This is a genomic window from Alicyclobacillus dauci (assembly GCF_026651605.1).
In the GTDB taxonomy this organism is placed as follows: Bacteria; Bacillota; Bacilli; order Alicyclobacillales; family Alicyclobacillaceae; genus Alicyclobacillus; species Alicyclobacillus dauci.
This window is the reverse complement of sequence record NZ_CP104064.1, coordinates 4,200,001-4,222,654: the sequence shown is the minus strand read 5'-3', so window position 1 is coordinate 4,222,654 and position 22,654 is coordinate 4,200,001. Positions and strand designations below refer to the sequence as shown.

Genomic DNA, 22,654 nt, shown 5'->3' with positions numbered 1-22,654 from the left:
TCTATCCGTTTCTTACGTCAATAATGAATGTGTGCGTGCGCGTACATGGGCAGACTACGAGGTCTGATGACTTCCGCATACTGAATAGGAGTAAATTTTCGTGGCAGATACGACAAAAGCAATTGTATTTGATGGTTGGCATCCTGAAATTGAACCGGTCGTTCGCAACGTCCAACGCGTTATCGTTGGAAAAGACGATGTCATTCGTTTGGTCATGACGGCTCTGTTGGCTGGCGGGCATTGTCTGATTGAGGATGTCCCAGGTGTGGGGAAGACGATGTTGGTTCGGGCCACAGCGAAGACGCTTGGGTGTCATTTTCGGCGAATTCAGTTTACACCAGATTTGCTCCCGTCCGACGTCACGGGCGTTTCGATTTATAATCAAAAAACGCAATCGTTTGAATTTAGAACGGGTCCCATTTTTGGTCAGGTTGTCCTGGCCGACGAGATCAATCGAACGTCGCCAAAGACTCAGTCGGCATTGTTGCAAGCCCTGGAGGAGCACAGTGTCACGGCAGATGGTGAGATGTTTGACTTGCCGCAGCCGTTCATTGTGCTGGCGACGGAAAATCCCATTGAGTTCGAAGGGACGTTTCCGTTACCTGAGGCTCAGTTGGACAGGTTCCTTCTGAAGTTTCAAATGGGGTACCCGTCGACCCAGGAAGAATTGAAGATTCTCGAGGGACAACAGAAGCAACATCCCATTGAGTCTATCGGCCCCGTTGTCGATCCCGATACCATCCTTCGCTGGCGATCGACTGTGCGTGAGACAAGAGTTGATGATCAAATTGCGAGATACATTGTGGAGTTGGTGCAACGGACGAGATCGCATCACGATGTCTATCTAGGTGCCAGCCCGCGTGCAAGTCTTGCGCTCTTTCGCGCTGCACAGGCACTGGCTTTTATCGCCGGTCGCACCTTCGTCGTACCCGACGACGTGCGCTTTTTGGCGCCGTTCGTATTAGGTCATCGAATTCTGCTGACCGCGGATGCAAGGTTGTCGGGGATGAATGTTCGGGACATCGTCAACCAGTTGCTGCAAAGTGTACCCGTTCCGACGGTGCAGGGGGTCAACAAGTAATGCGGCTACGAGCTGTTGTCTCGGCTCTGGCCATGTTGGTGCTTACGGTTGGCCTGTTCATTTTTGGCAAGATCACGGGCGGTTTTTTCGCGTGGTTCCTCTTTTATTTCTTCCTTGTTGTAGCTGTTTACGAGTGGATCACTATGTTCGCATCGTTGACCCGTGTGACCAGTCACCGCCAGTTGTCCCTGCACCGGTTGACGGCAGGACAGACCCTCGATGTCCAAGTGAGCTTGGCGAGACGGGGCGTCTGGCCCCTGTTTTGGCTTCGTATCCACGAAGCGTTGCCGCCGCGTTGGCTATTTCAAACAAACGGGTTGGAACGGATTCACGTCCCACTGTGGACGCGGAAGATGGAATACGCATACAGCGTTCAAAATGTGCCGAGGGGTGTCTATGAGCTTGGGGACACCAAGGTAGAGACAGGCGATCTTTTCGGATTCGTACGCGGCACCAAGACGTTTGAAGGACGCGATAAGGTCATCATTTATCCCAAGGTGGTTCCTGTGCGGGGGTGGTCTGGTCATTCGCCGGATGACTATGGAGATCGGCAACCGACGAATCGCCGCAGTGAGGACTCGAGCAATGTCATTGGTGTACGAGATTATGTCAAGGGGGATCGTTTGAACCGAATCCATTGGCCTGTAACCGCTCGGCGTGGACAACTGCAGGCGAAGGAATTTGAACTGCACGTCACCTCGGAGTTTCTCTTCATTCCCGACAACACTGAGGCGTCCTACTCAGGGGACTCGCCAGCACACGTGAAGTTTGATCTGTCCATGTGCATTACGGCGTCACTGCTGCGGCATGCGTATGACAATCACCGCAAGTTTGGCATGATGGTCCCCACGGAACCATACGTGTTTTTCCCAACAGGGTTGGACGCGGCTTTGTTGACTCGTTGCATGGAGTCACTCGCGTCCATGCAACCGGACAGTAAGCGCGACGTCATTTCTTTCCTTCGCCGGGTCGGCGACGAGTCGACACGCGGAACGGTGTTTGTCATTGTCTCACCGCGACTTGATCAGGAGATGGCCGTTGCCGTCTCGCGATTGAAGCGACAAGGAACCGTTCACCTATTCGTCCCTACGGTTCGCGATAGGCTGACGGATTCCGAGCGAACCGGCGTCGAATTACTTCAGTCTGCGGGAGCCCAGGTATATTTGATTCGCAAGCCAGAACAACTGTCGTTCCTGCACAAGGGAGGTGCATCCGGTGCGACCATTTCGTCCTATTAAAGAGACATTTCGAGGTTTGTATGCCGTGCTCTGTGCCGTTTGGCTCTACATGTTTTTCCCTCCCATGTCGCAACTCGGCGTTTTGACTGGTACTCGTACATTTGTCATTCCGTTTATCATTTTGACTGTCAGTCTTATTTTTCGCTCGTGGTGGATCAGAGTGTTAGGTGGATTGGTGGTCTCATTTACGTACGTCGACTACTTCTGGCACCCGGAGGGCACTTCCTTCCTAACAGGTCTCCTTGATATGCCGAGCGTTCTGTTTCGACAAGTTATCTTGTTGTTAGAGAATCATACGCTGAACGATCCGCTGCAAACGTTCATTTTTCTTTGGGTCATGACGTGTGTCTTGTGGCTGGTGACCTATGCCAGTCACAGGTCCCGCTTGTGGCTGTTCTACAATGCCCTCGCCATCGCTGTACTTGCCGCGATCGATGGCAATACAGATGTCCATCCGAATGTGTCTATTGTCGTCATTGTGTTACTTTGTCTCATTGTACTCGGCTTGAACCAACTGGAACGAATTCATGCATTCGCGCCAACTCGAAAGCGGTTAACCGTGCGCTTTTTAGCGCCGCTAGCCATTCTGCTGCTGGTCAGCACTGTCGTGGCATTGGGGATGCCCAAACAACCCGCAGTTTGGGCAAACCCGTTTGGTCCGAGCACGGGCGGGAGCGGATCGGGTACACAGACGATTGGCTACCAGCTGGATGATAGTCAGTTGGGCGGATCGTTTGTGACGAATGCGGACGAAGTGATGGATGTGTATAGCCCCTATCCAACCTACTTGCGCGGTCAGACCCTGTCTGACTATACGGGAAAAGGCTGGAAACTCGCGCACATGACAGATGCGGAAATGTCGACCCAATCCATCGGGGTCCCACTCGCGAATCCAGAGCAGTATACGTTTCACAATTTACCGACTCAGACGTTCAACCAAATCATACAAGTCAAGTCGAATCGCCTCGATACGACGGACCTGTTCGGTGGCTACGCCGTGAACGAAGTCTCCACCCTGCCGGGGGCGTATCAGAATCAGTTCACGATCGATACGGTACAAGGCAACATTCGCGGATCGAAGTTGAAGAGCGGGCAGTCTTACACGATTCAGACGAAGGAGCTTCGTGCACCTTACGACGTACTGGCCAAGGACACAGTTCCCTATGACCAGCTGGAAACCTCCATTCCGCTATCGGTGCGAAAGTACGATTTGCAACTGCCAACTGTGCCTGTGCAAATTTTGAATCTCGCACACGAGATAGTCCAGCGCGACGGAGGAAAGACTGAGTACCAGATGGTCAACGCCATCCTGACTTATTTGCAAACGAACTATGTTTATCAAACGTATGACATCCCGAAGCCAGGACCACACGAGGATTACGTATATCAGTTTCTCTTTGAAAGCAGACGGGGATACTGCAACAACTTTTCTTCAGCCATGGCAGTCATGTTGCGAACTTTGAATATACCCACGCGGTGGGTGACCGGTTTTGCCACTGGCACACAGGATTTCAACTACACGGACAAAGTCATGAACAAATATGTGATCACAAACGACGATGCACACTCGTGGGTTGAAGTCTACTTTCCCAAGTATGGTTGGATTCCATTCGATCCGACTCCGAACTTCGATATGCCATTTGCAGCGGGGCAAAACAGTTCCTCGTCGACCGGGACGACAGCGCCTGACAAGACGACAACACCGCAGCCGCAACCGCATCGGCAGCCGACACCGACACCCGAACAACCGGCTTCAAGCAACTTCATGGTTTCTTCTTCCTTCGGGAAACCGCTGCGTGTGGCCTTGTACATCTTCCTTGGGGTCGTCGTTTGTGCTGGTGGGATGTTGCTCGTTGGAAGGCGCCGCTTGACGCTATTCTGGTTGGAGCGAAAGTGGGATGCCGACCCCCGCAAAGCATTGCAGCGCGCGTACAGTCTACTCTTGCGCAGCTTGCGTCGGGAGTTTGCGATGCAAGGCGCATCGACATTGCGGGAATTGTGGCCATATGCCGCCCGTGCGGGCATTGGTCAACATGAATACAAAGCTTGGGTGCAGACGGCAGAGCGTGTACTCTACGGTGGCGACCCGCTGACTGGTACCGCCTCTGACATGATGAGACAGACGAGCCTGAAATGGCTCCGTCTCTTGTCACAGTCGCGAAATCGACAAAAATATTCAATTGACGACATAGGCTCAAATGAGTAGAATGAGTGCGTAATTCGGAGACTCGTATAATGCTGAGGATATGGCTCGGCAGTCTCTACCGGGCGACCGCAAATCGCCTGACTACGAGGTCGGTATCTATTCATTTGCCCATATTCATTCGTATTTTCGCGAGGCTCTAGTTGTGTCTTCGCGCATTTACGTTTGTTTTGAGGGCCGACCTTCGTATTTGTCACAATATAACTAGGGTAACCTAGTTTGGACAGCGAAGGATCGGCCCTTTTCGTGTTGCAAATGAGCCTACCTCAAAGAAAAGGAAGTGCCAGCATGTCAGACCATGAAGTTGTCGTCGTTCTTGACTTCGGCGGCCAGTACAATCAACTGATTGCACGTCGCATTCGCGAGTTGAATGTATTCTCCGAGCTACTACCGTTTGACACAACCGCAGCTGAACTCCGCGGAAAGCGCCTCAAGGGGATCATTTTCTCCGGCGGTCCCAAGAGTGTCTTTGCCGAAGGCGCTCCTACCGTCGATCCCGACGTGTTCAACCTCGGTGTACCCATCTTGGGCATTTGCTATGGCATGCAACTGATTGCGAAGACGTACCAAGCGGATGTCGCGCGTGGGGCCGTTCGTGAATACGGTCGAACGGATCTTGAAGTCCAGGCGGGCCACTCCAAGTTGTTTGCAGGACAACCGACGTCACAACCAGTATGGATGAGCCACAGTGATGTGGTTACGCACGTACCGGAGGAATTCACGCTCGATGCAGTGACCACGAGTGGAACCATTGCGGCAATGAGTTGTCCCGAGAAACAGGTCTATGCAGTGCAGTATCACCCGGAAGTTCACCACAGTGTGCATGGAATGGACTTATTGCGTAATTTCGTATTTGACATCTGTGGTGCGAACGGTGACTGGACCATGGACAATCTGATCGACGAGTCTGTGGATCACATCCGTGAACAAGTCGGCGACAAACGTGTCCTCGTGGCGCTTTCAGGTGGTGTGGATTCCTCTGTCGCGGCCGCACTCGTGCATCGCGCCATTGGCTCACAGTTGACAGCCATGTTTGTCGATCACGGCCTCCTTCGCAAAGGCGAGAGCGACGCCGTGATGGAGAACCTCGGCCGGCAGCTCGGAATTGACGTTGTTCGGGTAGATGCGTCGGAGCGGTTTCTCGGCAAGCTTCGCGGTGTCTCGGAGCCGGAAAAGAAGCGCAAGATTATCGGAGAAGAATTTATTCGCGTATTTGAAGCCGAATCTACACGGCTCGGACCATTCGACTTCCTCGTTCAAGGCACACTGTACACAGACATTGTTGAGAGCGGTACAAAGACGGCGGCGACCATCAAGTCGCACCACAACGTCGGCGGTTTGCCTGAGGACATCGAGTTTGAAATCATTGAGCCGCTGAAAGAACTATTCAAGGACGAAGTACGACGACTGGGTGAGCAGTTGGGGCTGCCCAGCGATTTGGTCTGGCGCCAACCATTCCCTGGACCGGGACTAGCCATTCGCGTCCTCGGTGATATCACGCAGGAGAAGCTCGCGATTGTTCGAGACTCCGATTACATCTTGCGTGATGAGGTTGCGAAGGCCGGGCTTGACCGTGAGATCTGGCAGTACTTCACGGTGCTCACGGGGAATCAAACGGTTGGCGTGATGGGTGATGAACGGACTTACGCTCACACGCTGGCAATTCGTGCAGTGGTTTCGCAGGAGGGCATGACCGCAGATTTTGCGCGCATTCCTTGGGAAGTCCTTGCGCGGATCTCGACGCGCATCGTCAATGAAGTGAATGGCATTAATCGCGTGGTATACGACATCACATCCAAGCCCCCTGCAACCATCGAGTGGGAATAAACTTGGTTTCACACAACCGATCCAATTGAGGAGGCAGTCACTTGTCAGTTAAACCAAATACAGAGGAGTATGGCGTGCTCGAACGGATCTTTAAACTGCGCGCCAATAACACCACCGTGGGTCGCGAAATCGTCGCGGGTATCACGACGTTCGTGGCAATGGCCTACATCATTTTCGTCAATCCAAGTGTCCTCTCTGCGACGGGCATGGATACAAACGCAGTCTTTTTCGCAACATGCGTGGGTGCAGGTATTGTCACCTTAATCATGGGCCTCTTCGTCAATTATCCAATCGCGCTCGCACCAGGCATGGGCCTGAATGCGTTCTTCGCTGTCATCGCAGCCCAAAATGATCCGCATCACATGCCATGGCAAGACGCGCTCGGTGCTGTGTTTATCTCAGGTATTGTATTTATCATTCTCACACTCACACGGATTCGCCAATTGCTTGTCACGGCGGTGCCCGACTCGCTGAAGGCGGCTATCACGGTTGGTATCGGGTTGTTTATCACGATGATTGGCTTCAAAACGGGCGATCTCATCTCTGTCACATTCACGGGCGCGCAAAAGACAACCTACCAGCCGGGTGGCGTCATCGACAACTTTAGCTGGCAACCCAACTTGGGTTCTCTGCACAGCCCAACGACGGACTTAACTATCATCGGTATTTTGCTCATTGGAACGCTGATGGCGTTGCGGGTCCCGGGTGCTATTTTGATTGGTATCATTGCAACGACGCTGATCGGTCGCCCCATGGGTGTGACGTCGTTCTCCGGACTGAGTCACGCTCAATGGTTGCCTGATTTTAGTCACCTGTACGTCGGATCGCTAAGCCTCACAGGCATCTGGCACTACGGATTGGTCAGCGCGCTCTTCACATTCACGTTTGTAGAAATGTTCGACACGTTTGGCACGCTTGTGGGTACCGCAAGTAAAGCTGGATTGCTCGAAGGCGACAAAGGCCACAGGCGTCTCGGCAAAGCAATGCTCGTCGACGCATTCGGCGTGAGTTTTGGTGCTCTTCTCGGAACGAGCACGGTGACAGCTTTTGTGGAAAGTGGCTCAGGTGTTGCCGCAGGCGGCCGGACTGGTCTCACGTCGTTCACGACAGGGATCCTCTTCTTGGTCGCACTGTTCCTGGCGCCAATCGCAGGCGTTATTCCTGACTCGGCGACGGCTCCCGCACTCATTATCGTCGGTGTCCTCATGATGAGCGCCGTGCGCAACATCGAATGGGATGACTTCAACTACGCGTTGCCGGCTTTCTTAACCATTATTGCAATGCCTATCACCTACAGCATTTCGAACGGTATCGCACTTGGTTTCACGGCGTTTGTCATCATCAACTTGATTCAAATGATCTTCCGTCGCGAACACGCGAAAATTCACTGGCTCATGTACATCATCGTCATCCTGGCAATTTGGCGTTACGTTTTCTACGTAAGTTAATCAATACAACAATCCGGCGTTTTGCGACACATCGCAAAGCGCCGTCTTCGTTTTAGGCGTGATCGCCATGTAAATCCGAACGTTTCATGATAAACATAATTTAACGTTCGGATTTTGTGTCGATTCGTGTTACCATGTGTATGAAGAGATTTGAAGGAGGGCCTTGGCTTGATAGATCGTTATAGTCGTCCAGAAATGGCTCGCTTGTGGACACTCGAGGAACGGATGAAGTGGTGGCTGGAAGTGGAGATTCTCTCCGTTGAAGCTTGGGCCGATCTCGGAATCATTCCAGCGGAAGACGCGAAGCTGATTCGCCAAAATGCAAAGTTTAACGTGGACCGGGTACTGGAAATTGAGCAGGAAACCCGCCACGACGTCGTCGCTTTCACGCGCGCGGTATCAGAATCCCTCGGAGATGAAAAGAAGTGGGTTCACTATGGGCTGACTTCAACGGACGTCGTCGACACGGCCCTATCAGCACAATTGCGCCAGCCGATGGCGATCATCCGCAAGGACCTAGAAACCCTCCTCGCGACAGTCGCAAAGCTCGCCAAGGAGCACAAATATACAGTCATGATGGGGCGCACCCACGGTGTGCACGCAGAGCCGACCACATTCGGTTTGAAGGCAGCCCTTTGGTATGCCGAGATCACGCGGAACTTGGAGCGCTTCGACGCAGCGTGCGAACGCATGCGGTATGGCAAAATCTCCGGCGCAGTCGGGACGTACGCCAACGTGGATCCGCGGATCGAAGCCGCCGTCTGCGATCGCCTCGGTATCAAACCAGCACCTATCAGCACGCAAACGCTGCAGCGTGATCGGCATGCTGAATTCATCTTCACGCTGTCATTGATCACAACGACGCTCGACAAAATCGCCACGGAAATCCGCGCCTTGCAAAAATCGGAAGTGCGCGAGGTAGAAGAGCCGTTCTACAAAGGCCAAAAAGGCTCCTCCGCCATGCCGCACAAACGCAACCCGGTCTCCTGTGAGCAGATTTCCGGTTTGTCACGCGTCATGCGCGGCTATGTGATACCGGCTCTGGAGGATGTACCGCTGTGGCACGAACGCGACATCAGTCACTCCTCCGTCGAGCGTGTCGTCCTGCCGGATGCAACGATTCTTACGGACTACTTGCTGAACCGGATGAATCGCATTCTCTCTGACTTGCACGTCTATCCGGAAAACATGCGTCGCAACATGGACCGCACGCACGGACTGGTCTTCTCTCAACGCGTACTGACGACGCTCATCGACGCAGGCCTATCTCGCGAAACGGCCTACGACACGGTGCAACCGCTCGCCATGCAAGCGTGGGAAGAAGGCACGTCGTTCAAGGGCTTGGTAGAGGGTTCGAAGACGATTACGTCTTATTTGACGCAAGAGCAAATCGACGATTGTTTTGATCCAGCGTTCCACATAAAGCACGTCGACACGATTTTTGAACGTCTCGGGTTGTAGGGAGTACGGGCTATGTGGCCGAGGGGCGGAGCTGGCTGTCGGCTGGAGGGGCCCGGGCCTGGGGCTTGCCGGGGGGGCTTAGGCCCCGGAGGGCCTGGCCGACGGCCCAGGCGGCCGAGGGCCGCGGATAAGAGAAGACAGTTACCTTGTTCTGCGATCCGGCGTGCTTTTCGCGTGAGTAAGAAACTTAGGTTCCACTGATAGCGAATTCGGCGAATGAAAAGCGGGAGAGTGGCGGGTTACGGGAACACAGTTCCTTTATCTACATGCATCGCTCGGCTCGTGGGCAACAAGGGAACATTGGTCGCTTATTCCCGTCGGCTATCGTCGGGCAACCTACCCCGGCCATCCGCCGCCACCCGCGGCCAACTCTGCGGCCCGCCGCGCACCGTTCGCCGTCACCCGTCACCGCGATCCTGCCGGCCACACCGTGGCCCGCGAGCACCGCCTGCCAACGCACACACCACACCATGCAAAAGAAAGGGGCTTCCGGCAATGGTAACAGCGGGTACGCTTTTATATGAGGGAAAAGCAAAACGAGTCTTTGCAACGGATGATGCCTCGGTCGTGAAAGTTTCCTATAAAGATGACGCGACCGCGTTCAATGGTTTGAAGAAGGGCCAAATCATTGGTAAGGGTGCGATTAACAATCAACTGACCAATCTGCTGTTTGCCTATTTGGGAGAGAACGGCATCAAAACCCATTTACTTGAGCAACTGTCGGAACGGGAGACGCTCGTGCGAAAAGTGGACATCGTTCCTATCGAAGTGGTCGTGCGCAATATTGCGGCCGGGAGCTTTTCTAAACGCCTGGGTGTGGCGGAAGGGGAGGAACTGCCTTATCCCCTCGTTGAGTTCTACTACAAGAACGACGAACTGGGCGATCCCCTGATTACCGATGAGCATGCCCTCATTTTGGGCCTGGCAACACGTGCGGAGTTAACGGAACTTCGCAATCAGGCAATCAAAATCGATAGGTTGCTGCAGCAGCGGTTTCTAGCAAGTGGCCTCATCCTGGTTGACTTCAAGTTGGAATTCGGGCGGACGAGCGAAGGTGAAATCATTCTTGCGGATGAAATTTCTCCGGACACGTGCCGTCTTTGGGATAGTGAGACTCGTAAAAAACTGGATAAGGATCGTTTTCGGCAAGATCTTGGCGGTGTCGAGGACGCGTACCAAGAAGTCTTTGCACGGCTCACATCACTGAGAGAGGGGCAATCAGAGTGAAGACCTATTCCGTAGAAGTGCGTGTTTGGTTAAAACCATCCGTTTTTGACCCGCAGGGTCACGCTGTCGAACAAGCAATGCACACGCTCGGTTACGCCGAAGCGAGCGACTTGCGCATTGGCAAGTACATGCAACTGACGGTTCAGGCAGAAAGCGAAGCCGAGGCGGAATTAAGGACGCAGGAAATGTGTGAGCGGGTCCTGTCGAACCCGGTGATGGAGACGTTCGCATTTACGTTAAAGGAGCTCGTTGCCGAATGAAGTGGGCGGTGATTGTGTTTCCGGGATCGAATTGTGATGAGGACGCAGCAAACGCCATTCGCGATGTCACGGGAGACACGTGCGATCTCGTTTGGCACGACGCAACCGACTTGAACCAATACGACGCCATTGTGTTACCAGGCGGCTTTTCCTACGGAGACTATTTGCGAGGTGGCGCGATTGCGCGGTTTTCGCCCGTCATGGAGGCTGTGAAAAAAGAAGCCGCCAACGGCAAACTCATCCTCGGTATTTGCAATGGGTTTCAAGTGCTGACCGAATCACACCTCTTGTCGGGCGCACTGTTACGCAATGATCATTTGCAGTTTCGCTGCGAGATGACGGAACTCGTCGTGGAAAACAACACGAGTCCGTTCACGATGGATTATCAAATTGGCGAACGAATTCGCATTCCTATCGCGCACGGTGAAGGTCGATATGTCACCGACTCCACTCAACTTGCTGACCTTGAGAAGACTTCTCGAATTGCTTTTCGGTATGCTGCGAATCCAAACGGATCGATAGAAGATATTGCGGGTGTCATCAGCCCATCGAATACCATTCTCGGACTCATGCCGCACCCGGAACGGGCTGTGACGGAGTTCATGGGATCCGAAGATGGACGCCGTTTGTTTTTGTCGATGCATCGCTACGTAGAGGAGGGTGCCCATCTTGCAACAGCCAACCGCTGAACAAATTCGCGACGAGCGAATCTATTTGAAGCTTGGTCTGACTGAAGCTGAATATGACCAAGTGTCCGCGAAGCTAGGTCGTCTCCCGAACTACGTCGAAACAGGCATATTTGGTGTTCTCTGGTCGGAGCACTGCAGTTATAAAAGTTCCAAGGTCCATCTTCGCCGATTCCCCACAACCGGTCCGCAGGTTTTGCAAGGACCTGGTGAAAATGCAGGCGTCGTCGACATCGGCGATGGACTGGCCGTTGCCTTCAAAATGGAGAGTCACAATCACCCGTCGGCGGTGGAGCCGTACCAAGGGGCTGCAACAGGCGTAGGGGGCATTCTGCGAGACATCTTTACCATGGGTGCACGCCCTATCGCGTTTCTGAACAGCCTTCGCTTTGGCCCCCTCGACGATGCGCGAACACGGTATCTGTTCGAACAGGTGGTTGCTGGCATCGGGGGCTACGGGAACTGCGTAGGTATCCCGACGGTCGGTGGAGAGGTTCAGTTTAGTCCCACGTACCGCGACAATCCACTCGTCAACGCGATGTGTGTTGGCATCCTGCCAGCGGACGAGATCATGCGCGGGACGGCCAGCGGCGTCGGCAACCCGGTGTTCGTCGTGGGTGCCCGCACGGGTCGTGATGGAATTCACGGGGCGACGTTTGCTTCGGCGGAAGACCCACATGCCAAAGAACGATCCGCCGTCCAAGTTGGCGATCCCTTCCTCGGCAAGCTGCTTATGGAGGCTTGCCTTGAACTCATCGCGTCGGGTGCGGTCGTCGGCATTCAAGACATGGGTGCTGCGGGTCTGACATCGTCTTCGGCGGAGATGGCGAGTCGGGCTGGGGGCGGGATCGAGATGATTCTCGATGATGTGCCCGTTCGCGAAACAGGCATGACCCCGTATGAGATGATGCTGTCCGAATCGCAAGAACGAATGCTCGTTGTCTTGGAGCGTGGGCACGAAGATGTAGCGTTCGAGATCTTCCGCCGGTTTGGACTCGAAGTGGCGAACGTGGGCCGTGTGACCGACGACGGCTATCTTCGCCTGTTCTGGAAGGGCGAAGTGGTCGCTGAGATGCCGGTCAGCGCGCTGGTTGATGAAGCGCCTGTTTATGAGCGGTCCCTCGGCAACGCGGATGCGCAGACCAGCACGGCGATCCCGTCCGCATTTGCAAACTCGATATTGGAGTCGTGGTTGGAGTTAATGGCGCATCCGAGTGTTGCGGACAAGAGCTGGGTTTACCGTCAGTACGATTCTTCCGTGCGAACGTCAACCGTTTTCGGACCGGGGCACGACGCGGCCCTCGTAAAAGTGCCCGGGCAAGACAAGGCAATTGCCATGACGACGGACGGAAACAGTCGATACGTCTACTTGAATCCGTATCGCGGGGGGCAAATCGCCGTGGCGGAAGCGGTGCGGAACCTTGCGACCGTCGGTGCGAAGCCACTCGCTATCACGAACTGTCTCAACTTCGGAAATCCGGAGAAGCCAGAGATCATGCGCCAGTTGAGCGATGCCGTCGACGGTATGGCGGCGGCTTGTGAAAAGCTCGGAGCTCCGGTCGTGAGCGGAAACGTGAGCTTGTACAACCAATCGAGCGGCGTCGATATCCAGCCAACGCCTGTTGTTGGGGCGGTTGGGGTGATTAGCGGGATCGGGCATCGGGTGCCAAGTGCGCCTGCCGCGGTAAAGGATACACAGTTGTTCTTGTTGGGACGCGAGGACGATTCCTTGGACGGAACGCTTTACGCTGAAATGGCATGCGGTCGGCCCGTCGGGGACGGACCGTACGTCAACTTGAACGAAGAAGCAGCACTGCACAGCTTGATGTTGGAACTGGCCCAGGACGACATCCTGGAGTCTGCACACGATGTGAGCGAAGGTGGGCTGGCAGTCACGGTGGCCGAGGTATGTCTCGGGTGCGGTAACGGGATTTCCATCACGCTTGCAGACAAAATCAACGCTACCGGGTGGCTGTTTTCCGAAGCGCAAGGGCGCATTGTCGTCGCGGTGGCCGAAAACATGGCGCCGGAGCTTATCGCTCGTGCAGAAAGGTATGGCGTACCAGTGGCGCGCCTCGGTCAGCTGTCCGGCGACCACATCACGGTTGCGCAAGGTGGAAATGTCGTCGCTAAAATGAGTTTGCAGCATTTGCGGGAACGGTTTGAGCAATCGATTCCAGAAAAACTTGCGTCGAATGCGCTGACCACCGTCGCGAACTGAGACTGTCGGAAGGGGAGAGCCTTTGTGGACAACATGCAAATGGAAACGGTGGACAATCGGCCGGATCGTCCGCAAGAAGAGTGCGGCGTCTTCGGAATCTATGCGCACAGTAAGTCTTCTGCGCTGACGTATTACGGGCTCGTGGCATTGCAGCACAGGGGTCAAGAAGCAGCCGGCATCGCGTCGACAGACGGCAACCGGATGTACAGCCACAAAGGGCTTGGGCTTTTGGCTGACGTGTTCAAACAGGGTGAACTGGAGAACCTAAACGGACATGCGGCAATTGGGCACGTGCGCTATTCCACGGCGGGGGCGAACACCATTCAAAACGCTCAGCCGATCACGCTGAGCACCCATACCCGCAATTTCGCCATCGCCCACAACGGGAATCTCGTCAACGCGAAGTGGCTTCGCATCCGGCTTGAACAGGAAGGAAGTCTCTTCCAGACGACGACTGACACGGAAGTCATCGCGCACCTCATCGCCAAGGCGAACGCTGACAGCTTGGCGGACGCTGTTGAAGCGGCTGCGAAGCAAATCACGGGAGGCTTTGCAGTCGTTATTCTGGGCAATGACGAACTGATCGCCGTTCGCGATCCGCTCGGCCTCCGCCCCATGGTTTTGGGACAGCTCGGCGACGCATACGTCGTGGCGTCCGAGTCGTGCGCTTTGGAGACCATCGGTGCAACGCTCGTGCGCGACGTCGAGCCGGGCGAACTGATCCACATCGGACCAGACGGTATGTCATCTCGTCGCTTTGCAGTTCGCCGTCAGCGTCGGATGTGCACGTTTGAACACGTGTACTTTGCGCGGCCTGACAGCGACGTGGATGGCTGGAACGTGCACACGGTTCGCAAACGCCTGGGCAGAATCCTCGCGAAGCTTCATCCTGCGGATGGCGACATTGTCATTGGCGTTCCCGACTCCAGTATCTCGGCAGCCGCTGGTTATGCGGAAGAAAGCCGGATTCCGTACGAAATGGGTCTCATCAAGAACAAGTATATCGCCCGTACGTTTATTCAACCTTCACAAGAGTTGCGTGACACGGGTGTTCGACTAAAGCTCAATGCCGTGCGATCCATTGTCGAAGGCAAGCGGGTCGTGCTCATCGACGACTCTATCGTGCGGGGGACGACTTCGCGGCGGATCGTGCAACTTCTTCGATCCGCCGGCGCATCGGAAGTACACGTTCGCATTTCCAGTCCGCCGTACGTGAGTCCGTGCCATTACGGGATCGACACGGCGACGGCCGACCAACTCATCGCATCGACGCATGATGTCGGGGAGATTTGCGGGATGATAGAGGCAGACAGCTTGGCGTTTCTCACGGTGGATGAACTCATGGAAGGGTTCGGTTTTTCCGGTACGACGAATGTTCCGTTTTGCAACGCGTGCTTTACCCGCAATTATCCGACTGAGTTAGTTGACTCCGGGCTGAAAGAGGCGCATCACGAACTCGTGCACGTGGGAGGTTGAGCGAATGGATTTGTACAAAGATGCCGGCGTCGATATCGCGGCCGGCAACGAAGCAGCCTCGCGATACAAGGCCTTGTCGCAGCGAACCAAGCGGCCCGAGGTCCTGGGCCAAATCGGTGGTTTTGCCAGCGGATTCGCACTGGATCTGACTCGCTTCCCAGAACCCGTCCTCGTCTCGGGAACGGACGGCGTGGGCACGAAGTTGAAAGTGGCGTTTGCGGCAGACAAACATGACACCATCGGGATCGATTGTGTGGCGATGTGCGTGAACGACATCTTAACAATCGGTGCCGAGCCGCTGTATTTTCTCGACTACCTTGCGACAGGCAAACTGGACGTGGATGTGGCGGAAGCGGTTGTCGCCGGTATTGCGGCGGGATGCGAAATGGCTGGTGCGGCACTGGTCGGCGGTGAAACAGCCGAAATGCCCGGCATGTACGCGGGTGGTGAGTACGACGTAGCTGGCTTTGCCGTCGGGGTTGTCAATCGGAGTCAGATGATTGACGGCGCGAATGTTCGCCCCGGTGATGTGGTGCTCGGTCTCGCGTCGACGGGTCCGCACAGCAACGGTTACAGCCTCGTGCGCAAATTGGTGACGGACGCCGGTTTACAGTGGACAGACCCATTTCCGGGCGAAAACGAAACGGTTGCTGAAACACTTCTGCGGCCGACGCGCATCTACGTTCGTTCTATCCTCTCTCTCCTCGAACGACGCTTACCGGTGCATGCAATGGCGCATATTACCGGTGGCGGATTGAACGAAAACATTCCGCGTGTGCTGCCGGGTGGAACGGCGGTCGAGATCGACAGAAACGCTTGGCCGCTGCCAAACGTCTTCCAGTGGTTGCTCGGTCGCAGTGGTATGGCCTTCCCTGAAGCCGCGCGCGTCTGGAATATGGGCATCGGGTATGTCCTCGTTGTGCCGGAGGGTGAGGCGTATGCCGTCACCACTGCACTCACGGAGCTCGGAGAGACGGTTTACCGTATCGGCCGAGTGGTCGAGGGAGACCAAGTTGTTACGTTTACAGAGTGAATCGACCGGTGGGGACGGAAGCGTTCCCTCGGACAATACATAAAAGGGTGTCCGAGTATCGATTGTCGCCACGTCGCATCGACGTCGATGACCAACGGGTGCTTCGGGACCTTAAGGAGTGAGATGAATTCGTGAAAAAGTGGGCACTGGTCAGCGTGTTTAACAAGGAAGGCATCATCCCCTTCTGTCAAGCACTGCAGGAACTGGGTTACAGTATTCTCTCCACGGGAAACACAGCGCGGCACCTGACGGAGAATGGTCTGTCTGTCACGACAGTCGAATCGTACACAGGGTTTGAAGAGATTTTGGACGGGCGTGTCAAGACATTGCATCCGAAAATTCACGGAGGGCTGTTGGCTCGCCGCGACAATGAACGGCACATGGCACAATTGGATCGGCTCGATATTGAATGTATCGATCTCGTCGTCGTCAACCTCTACCCCTTCGAAGAAACCACCAAACGCCCAGATGTGGCGGATGAGCTTGCGATTGAGATGATCGACATCGGCGGTCCATCGATGTTGCGATCCGCCGCCAAGAACCATCAGTTCGTCCTTCCCGTTGTCGATCCCGCCGATTACACACCCGTCATTTCCGCCCTGCGCGAAAACCGAGTGGACAGTGCATTCCGTCGCGCTTTTGCGGCCAAAGTATTTCGCACAACGGCGCACTACGACTATCTCGTTGCGGAATATCTCGCAAAGCCGGCTTCGGCTCAGAATGCAGAAACGGCGGAGGAAGCGGGTGATTGGCCTGGTGTCATGATGATGGAGGGGGTGAGTCGACAGTCCCTGCGTTATGGCGAAAATCCTCATCAACAGGCACACTTCTATATGGAACCGAATGCGACGACTGCCACCATTGCCCGAGCTGTGCAGCTTCAAGGCAAGGAGTTGTCGTACAACAACATTCAAGACGCTGACGCCGCACTCAATATTCTTCGCGGCTTCGACGACTTTGGCCAGCCGACTGTTGTCGCTGTGAAACACATGAATCCCTGCGGCATCGGTTTGGGTTCAACAATTGAAGAAGCGTATACCAGGGCACAGGAAGCAGATCCGGTATCCATTTTTGGCGGCATTGTCGCGTTGAACCGCGAGGTGGATGGTCCGCTGGCGGATCGATTGGCCAAGCTGTTCCTTGAGATCATCATCGCGCCGTCATTTACGGACGACGCGAAGTCCATCCTCAGTAAAAAGAAGAATCTTCGCCTGCTCACTGTGGATATGAGTCAACCCCTCTGGAAGACAGGTGCCACTACGTGGAGACGCGTGTCCGGGGGCTTCTTAGTGCAAGAGGTCGACCAAGGTTTTACGCCGGTCACATGGAAAGTTGTCACGAAACGTCAACCGACAGAAGATGAGCTGAATGCCCTCCGGTTTGCTTGGCGTGCGGTTCAGTTTGTCAAATCGAACGCCATCGTGCTCACGAATGCCGTTCAGACGCTCGGGGTCGGTGCGGGCCAGATGAACCGTGTCGGGGCAGCGAAAATCGCGGTGGAACAGGCGGGATCGAAGGCAAAGGGCAGCGTGATGGGATCGGACGCGTTCTTCCCAATGCCAGACACCGTTGAAGTTGCGGCGAAAGCGGGCGTCACAGCCATCGTGCAGCCGGGCGGATCGCTGCGCGATGAGGAAAGTGTCAAAGCGGCAGACGAGTATGGCATCGCCATGATCATGACAGGGCAACGCCACTTTTACCACTGAGGAGTGACTTTGCGAATGCAACAGCTCAAGCAGCATCCTCGCGTGGCCATCATCGGAAGCGGCGCACGCGAGCACGCAATCACGTGGAAATTATCCCAGAGTCCACTCCATCCTGTCCTGTACACGGTCCCGGGGAACCCGGGTATGTGGGACCTGGCTGCGAAGGTGGACGTGTCCCCAAGCGATCACGCCCAATTCATCACCTGGGCACAACATGAATCGATCGACTTTATCGTCGTCGGTCCAGAACAGCCGCTCGCGGAAGGGCTGGTAGACGCCCTCGCCGCCGTTGACATCCCCGCGTTTGGGCCATCAGCGGCGGCAGCTCAACTGGAGTCGTCAAAGGCGTATTCCAAATCTGTCATGAAAGAGGCCGACGTCCCGACGGCGAAATTTGAGGCCTTTACGGACGCCTCGAAGGCGATGTCATATGTCCGCACGCTGGCGTTTCCCGTGGTCATCAAAGCGGACGGCTTGGCTGCCGGTAAAGGCGTCGTCATTGTGGACACCGAGGACCAGGCAGACGCCACCATCCGCGACATGCTGGAAGGAAATCGCTTCGGCGCGTCTGGCCACAAGGTCGTCATCGAGGAATTTTTGGTTGGTGAAGAAGTTTCACTCATGTACTTCGTGGACAGGGATACGGTCGTTCCTATGCTGCCAGCGCGGGACTTCAAGCGCGTAGGTGAAGGTGACCAGGGGCCAAACACTGGAGGCATGGGTGCTTTTTGCCCTGTTCCCGTGTTTCTCGAGCGAAACTGGACACCCTATGTGACTGATAAGATTGTTCGGCCGACGCTTCAGGCGCTCAATAAACAAGGTATCACGTACCGAGGAGTTCTGTACGTTGGGCTCATGATCACACACGACGGCCCGAAAGTCATCGAGTTCAACGCACGCTTCGGCGATCCCGAAACGGAAGTCGTCCTCCCACTCCTGTCATCAGACTTGCTCGAAATCATGTGGGCCACTGCCCACGACGAGTTGAGTGCTGTGAACGTCAAATGGCAGGATGCCGCGTCCGTTTGTGTCGTATTGGCGGGAGGAGAATATCCAGCCAAGTCCGATCACGGCACCCCCATTCAACTCTCCACCGAAACACCCGAGGATATTCGTCTGTTTCACGCTGGCACGACGATTGAGAACGGCCAACTCGTCACAGCGGGCGGGCGTGTGATCACGGTGAGCGCGGTGGGACAAGATATCCCATCGGCCGTGAAGTGGGTATATGCCAATATCACGCAGGCGCACTTCGCCGAAATGCAGTATCGCCGCGACATCGCACACAATTGGCAGCGCTAGTTTCCATCGGGTATGATACTCCTTGTTTGAACCGGGTGTAGACGCCCGGTTTTTCTGCGAGGAGGTGCACGGTAAGGTGCCATTATATATGCTCATGATGCTGGTTGCTGGTGCCAGCTACGGTTTCGTATCACCGCTACTTCGGCTGTCCTACGCACATGGACTCAGCGTACAGGCCATGACGGACATCCAGTATGTCCTCGCGTTTGTCGTCTTGTGGATCATCGCTCTCTTCCGCCACAAAGGCGCATCAATTCGCCGATCCCAGTGGCTTTTAATCGTCGTGATCGGCATTTGCAACGCCGCCGTAAGTTACTGTTACTACAGAGCGCTGACGGTATTGCCCGCATCTCTTGGTATCATTCTTCTCTTTCAGTTCGCTTGGATGACTGTCGTGATCGACATCATCGTCAAACGCCGTTGGCCTAGTTTGTTCAAATGGATCGGTCTCATTGTCATCCTCATAGGTACGGCTTTGGCAGTCGGTCTCAAAATGTCCGACTGGCATCACATGCCACTGTGGGCTGTGGGGCTCGGATTGTTGTCGGCTCTCGCCTACGCGTTGAACCTCTATTTATCAGAGTACAACGATCCGGCCGTTTCCCCCCAAGTCCGATCCGCCCTCGTCGTCACGGTCGCAACACTGCTCATGTTCATCCCGTTTCCGCCAGGGGACATGTTTCACGCCATGGTCACACGGCCGGCAGCCGTCTTCTATTGGGGAGGCTGGGTTGCCTTTTTGAGTCAAATCCTTCCGACCATGCTCATTTTGATCTCTATCCCACGCATCGGCGGCCGCATGGCCGGCGTCCTCGGCACCATCGAGTTGCCGACAGCTGTTTTCGGCGCCTGGGTCATCGATCAAGAAGCCATCGCCTGGTCCCGCTGGTCCGGCGTGATCCTCATTCTCTTCGGTATTGTCATCAGCGAACTTGTTCGATCCCGCCACCGCAAAGCCACGCCCAGGCACCCCGCCTAACCTCCACCGCGTGTCGACGTAGATCCCCGTCGATACGCGGTTTCTACACCATTTTGTCGATTTTCTACGAAAATCCACGATTCATGTTGACACCGCCCAGCGATCGGTGATATATTAATCGACGTCGCTTCTGACGCTTCTCTTTCAGAACGGCACAATATACCGCGTCACTGGCGCATTTGTTCGCGGTTCGGTTTGCGAATTGAGTTGGATAGCTTGTCTCAGATAGATGAGCTTCGATAGTTCACTCGGAGACACGGAACGCGAGAGCGAATGCAGAACTTACCAGTGACAATGGACATCGATTCATGGTATATTATTTCTCGCCGCTTCGACGGCACTGATTGATTTGGTTCCTTGAAAACTAAACACACCACGCCTGAAAGTTTCAGTCGAGACAACTTCGGTTGTCACGACAAACGGATAACAATCTGGCGAAACGCCAGTAACATTTATTGAGAGTTTGATCCTGGCTCAGGACGAACGCTGGCGGCGTGCCTAATACATGCAAGTCGAGCGGACATCTTCGGATGTCAGCGGCGGACGGGTGAGTAACACGTGGGCAATCTGCCTACCAGACTGGAATAACACTCGGAAACGGGTGCTAATGCTGGATAACATTCGCGAAGGCATCTTCGCGAATTGAAAGATGCAAATGCATCACTGGTAGAGGAGCCCGCGGCGCATTAGCTAGTTGGTGAGGTAACGGCTCACCAAGGCGACGATACGTAGCCGACCTGAGAGGGTGACCGGCCACACTGGGACTGAGACACGGCCCAGACTCCTACGGGAGGCAGCAGTAGGGAATCTTCCGCAATGGGCGCAAGCCTGACGGAGCAACGCCGCGTGAGCGAAGAAGGCCTTCGGGTTGTAAAGCTCTGTTGCTCGGGGAGAGAGACAAGGAGAGTGGAAAGCTCCTTGTGAGACGGTACCGAGTGAGGAAGCCCCGGCTAACTACGTGCCAGCAGCCGCGGTAATACGTAGGGGGCAAGCGTTGTCCGGAATCACTGGGCGTAAAGCGTGCGTAGGCGGTTACGTGTGTCTGGAGTGAAAGTCCAAGGCTCAACCTTGGGATTGCTCTGGAAACTGCGCAACTTGAGTGCTGGAGAGGCAAGGGGAATTCCACGTGTAGCGGTGAAATGCGTAGATATGTGGAGGAATACCAGTGGCGAAGGCGCCTTGCTGGACAGTGACTGACGCTGAGGCACGAAAGCGTGGGGAGCAAACAGGATTAGATACCCTGGTAGTCCACGCCGTAAACGATGAGTGCTAGGTGTTGGGGGGACACACCCCAGTGCCGAAGGAAACCCAATAAGCACTCCGCCTGGGGAGTACGGTCGCAAGACTGAAACTCAAAGGAATTGACGGGGGCCCGCACAAGCAGTGGAGCATGTGGTTTAATTCGAAGCAACGCGAAGAACCTTACCAGGGCTTGACATCCCTCTGACAGGTGCAGAGATGTACCTTCCCTTCGGGGCAGAGGTGACAGGTGGTGCATGGTTGTCGTCAGCTCGTGTCGTGAGATGTTGGGTTAAGTCCCGCAACGAGCGCAACCCTTGACCTGTGTTACCAGCATGTAAAGATGGGGACTCACAGGTGACTGCCGGCGTAAGTCGGAGGAAGGCGGGGATGACGTCAAATCATCATGCCCTTTATGTCCTGGGCTACACACGTGCTACAATGGGCGGTACAACGGGAAGCGAAGCCGCGAGGTGGAGCGAAACCTAAAAAGCCGTTCGTAGTTCGGATTGCAGGCTGCAACTCGCCTGCATGAAGCCGGAATTGCTAGTAATCGCGGATCAGCATGCCGCGGTGAATCCGTTCCCGGGCCTTGTACACACCGCCCGTCACACCACGAGAGTCGGCAACACCCGAAGTCGGTGAGGTAACCTGTATCGGAGCCAGCCGCCGAAGGTGGGGTTGATGATTGGGGTGAAGTCGTAACAAGGTAGCCGTATCGGAAGGTGCGGCTGGATCACCTCCTTTCTACGGAGAAACACCCTTTCAGGACGTGGGAATGTGTTTAGTTTTGAGGGAGCCAAAGCCCTTAGTGGCTAGGTAAACTCAAGGTACCTTGGCAACTGAATATGGAACAACCTCGAATGAAGTAAAACCGGTAACCGAAATGCGAGTAACAGGTTAACGTAACCGGGAAGTATAGATGGAGTAACTGTTTAGGCGGTTATGAAGTCAAAACGGTGAAGTTAGAAAGAGCGCACGGAGGATGCCTAGGCGCCAAGAGCCGAAGAAGGACGGGGCGAACACCGAAATGCCACGGGGAGCTGTAAGCGAGCATTGATCCGTGGATGTCCGAATGGGGAAACCTGCTAGTGAGAAGCGCTAGTACCGTACAGTGAATACATAGCTGTGCGGAGGCAACCGAGGGAACTGAAACATCTAAGTACCTCGAGGAAAAGAAAGCGAACGCGATTCCGTAAGTAGTGGCGAGCGAAAGCGGAGAAGCCTAAACCGTATACGTGGTACAGACTGCAGTCGATGCGTATGC

At 54.9% G+C, this 22,654-nt stretch carries 15 protein-coding genes, 2 rRNA genes and 1 riboswitch (1 of these 18 cut by a window edge); all 17 genes read left to right on the top strand.

Translation table 11 applies throughout. The features are described 5' to 3' along the window. Positions 1-100: 100 nt before the first annotated feature. Complete coding sequence (locus tag NZD86_RS21160) at positions 101-1,081, top strand: AAA family ATPase (RefSeq protein WP_268044021.1); 981 nt, start codon at positions 101-103, stop codon at positions 1,079-1,081. Continuing rightward, positions 1,081-2,319, top strand: coding sequence for a DUF58 domain-containing protein (locus tag NZD86_RS21155; RefSeq protein WP_268044019.1), 1,239 nt, complete (start codon positions 1,081-1,083; stop codon positions 2,317-2,319). The genes NZD86_RS21160 and NZD86_RS21155 overlap by 1 nt, the downstream gene beginning before the upstream one ends. Next, positions 2,297-4,525 (top strand): transglutaminase TgpA family protein, encoded by a 2,229-nt coding sequence (locus tag NZD86_RS21150; protein WP_268044018.1) that lies wholly within the window; start codon positions 2,297-2,299, stop codon positions 4,523-4,525. The genes NZD86_RS21155 and NZD86_RS21150 overlap by 23 nt, the downstream gene beginning before the upstream one ends. 2 nt (positions 4,526-4,527) lie before the next feature. After that, a riboswitch (purine riboswitch) is annotated at positions 4,528-4,629 on the top strand. 181 nt (positions 4,630-4,810) lie between these two features. Continuing rightward, entirely contained in the window at positions 4,811-6,349 is a 1,539-nt protein-coding gene (gene guaA, locus NZD86_RS21145; protein ID WP_268044016.1) for a glutamine-hydrolyzing GMP synthase, read from the top strand. A 41-nt stretch (positions 6,350-6,390) separates the two neighbouring features. Continuing rightward, positions 6,391-7,797, top strand: a complete 1,407-nt coding sequence (locus NZD86_RS21140) for an NCS2 family permease (RefSeq protein WP_268044015.1) — start codon at positions 6,391-6,393, stop codon at positions 7,795-7,797. A gap of 168 nt (positions 7,798-7,965) precedes the next feature. After that, entirely contained in the window at positions 7,966-9,258 is a 1,293-nt protein-coding gene (purB, locus tag NZD86_RS21135; protein WP_268044014.1) for an adenylosuccinate lyase, read from the top strand. Between the two features lie 495 nt (positions 9,259-9,753). Beyond that, positions 9,754-10,485, top strand: coding sequence for a phosphoribosylaminoimidazolesuccinocarboxamide synthase (gene purC, locus NZD86_RS21130; RefSeq protein ID WP_268044013.1), 732 nt, complete (start codon positions 9,754-9,756; stop codon positions 10,483-10,485). After that, positions 10,482-10,745, top strand: a complete 264-nt coding sequence (gene purS / locus NZD86_RS21125) for a phosphoribosylformylglycinamidine synthase subunit PurS (protein ID WP_268044012.1) — start codon at positions 10,482-10,484, stop codon at positions 10,743-10,745. The genes purC and purS overlap by 4 nt, the downstream gene beginning before the upstream one ends. After that, a complete protein-coding gene (purQ, locus tag NZD86_RS21120; RefSeq protein WP_268044011.1) occupies positions 10,742-11,434 on the top strand; it encodes a phosphoribosylformylglycinamidine synthase subunit PurQ in 693 nt (230 codons plus the stop codon). The genes purS and purQ overlap by 4 nt, the downstream gene beginning before the upstream one ends. Then, entirely contained in the window at positions 11,415-13,652 is a 2,238-nt protein-coding gene (gene purL / locus NZD86_RS21115; RefSeq protein ID WP_407655189.1) for a phosphoribosylformylglycinamidine synthase subunit PurL, read from the top strand. The genes purQ and purL overlap by 20 nt, the downstream gene beginning before the upstream one ends. A 33-nt stretch (positions 13,653-13,685) precedes the next feature. Then, the gene (purF, locus tag NZD86_RS21110) at positions 13,686-15,128 is read left to right on the top strand and encodes an amidophosphoribosyltransferase (protein WP_407655269.1); all 1,443 of its coding nucleotides are present in this window, start codon (positions 13,686-13,688) and stop codon (positions 15,126-15,128) included. Positions 15,129-15,132: 4 nt separating this feature from the next. Then, positions 15,133-16,161, top strand: coding sequence for a phosphoribosylformylglycinamidine cyclo-ligase (gene purM / locus NZD86_RS21105; protein ID WP_268044008.1), 1,029 nt, complete (start codon positions 15,133-15,135; stop codon positions 16,159-16,161). Between the two features lie 131 nt (positions 16,162-16,292). Next, positions 16,293-17,867 (top strand): bifunctional phosphoribosylaminoimidazolecarboxamide formyltransferase/IMP cyclohydrolase, encoded by a 1,575-nt coding sequence (purH, locus tag NZD86_RS21100; protein WP_268044007.1) that lies wholly within the window; start codon positions 16,293-16,295, stop codon positions 17,865-17,867. Between the two features lie 15 nt (positions 17,868-17,882). Continuing rightward, positions 17,883-19,169, top strand: a complete 1,287-nt coding sequence (purD, locus tag NZD86_RS21095; RefSeq protein WP_268044006.1) for a phosphoribosylamine--glycine ligase — start codon at positions 17,883-17,885, stop codon at positions 19,167-19,169. Between the two features lie 76 nt (positions 19,170-19,245). Further along, complete coding sequence (locus NZD86_RS21090; RefSeq protein ID WP_268044005.1) at positions 19,246-20,148, top strand: EamA family transporter; 903 nt, start codon at positions 19,246-19,248, stop codon at positions 20,146-20,148. A 451-nt stretch (positions 20,149-20,599) separates the two neighbouring features. Continuing rightward, positions 20,600-22,134, top strand: a 16S ribosomal RNA gene (locus NZD86_RS21085). Positions 22,135-22,345: 211 nt separating this feature from the next. Further along, a 23S ribosomal RNA gene (locus NZD86_RS21080) occupies positions 22,346-22,654 on the top strand (it continues 2,631 nt past the right edge of the window). The 16S and 23S rRNA genes sit together here, the layout of an rRNA operon.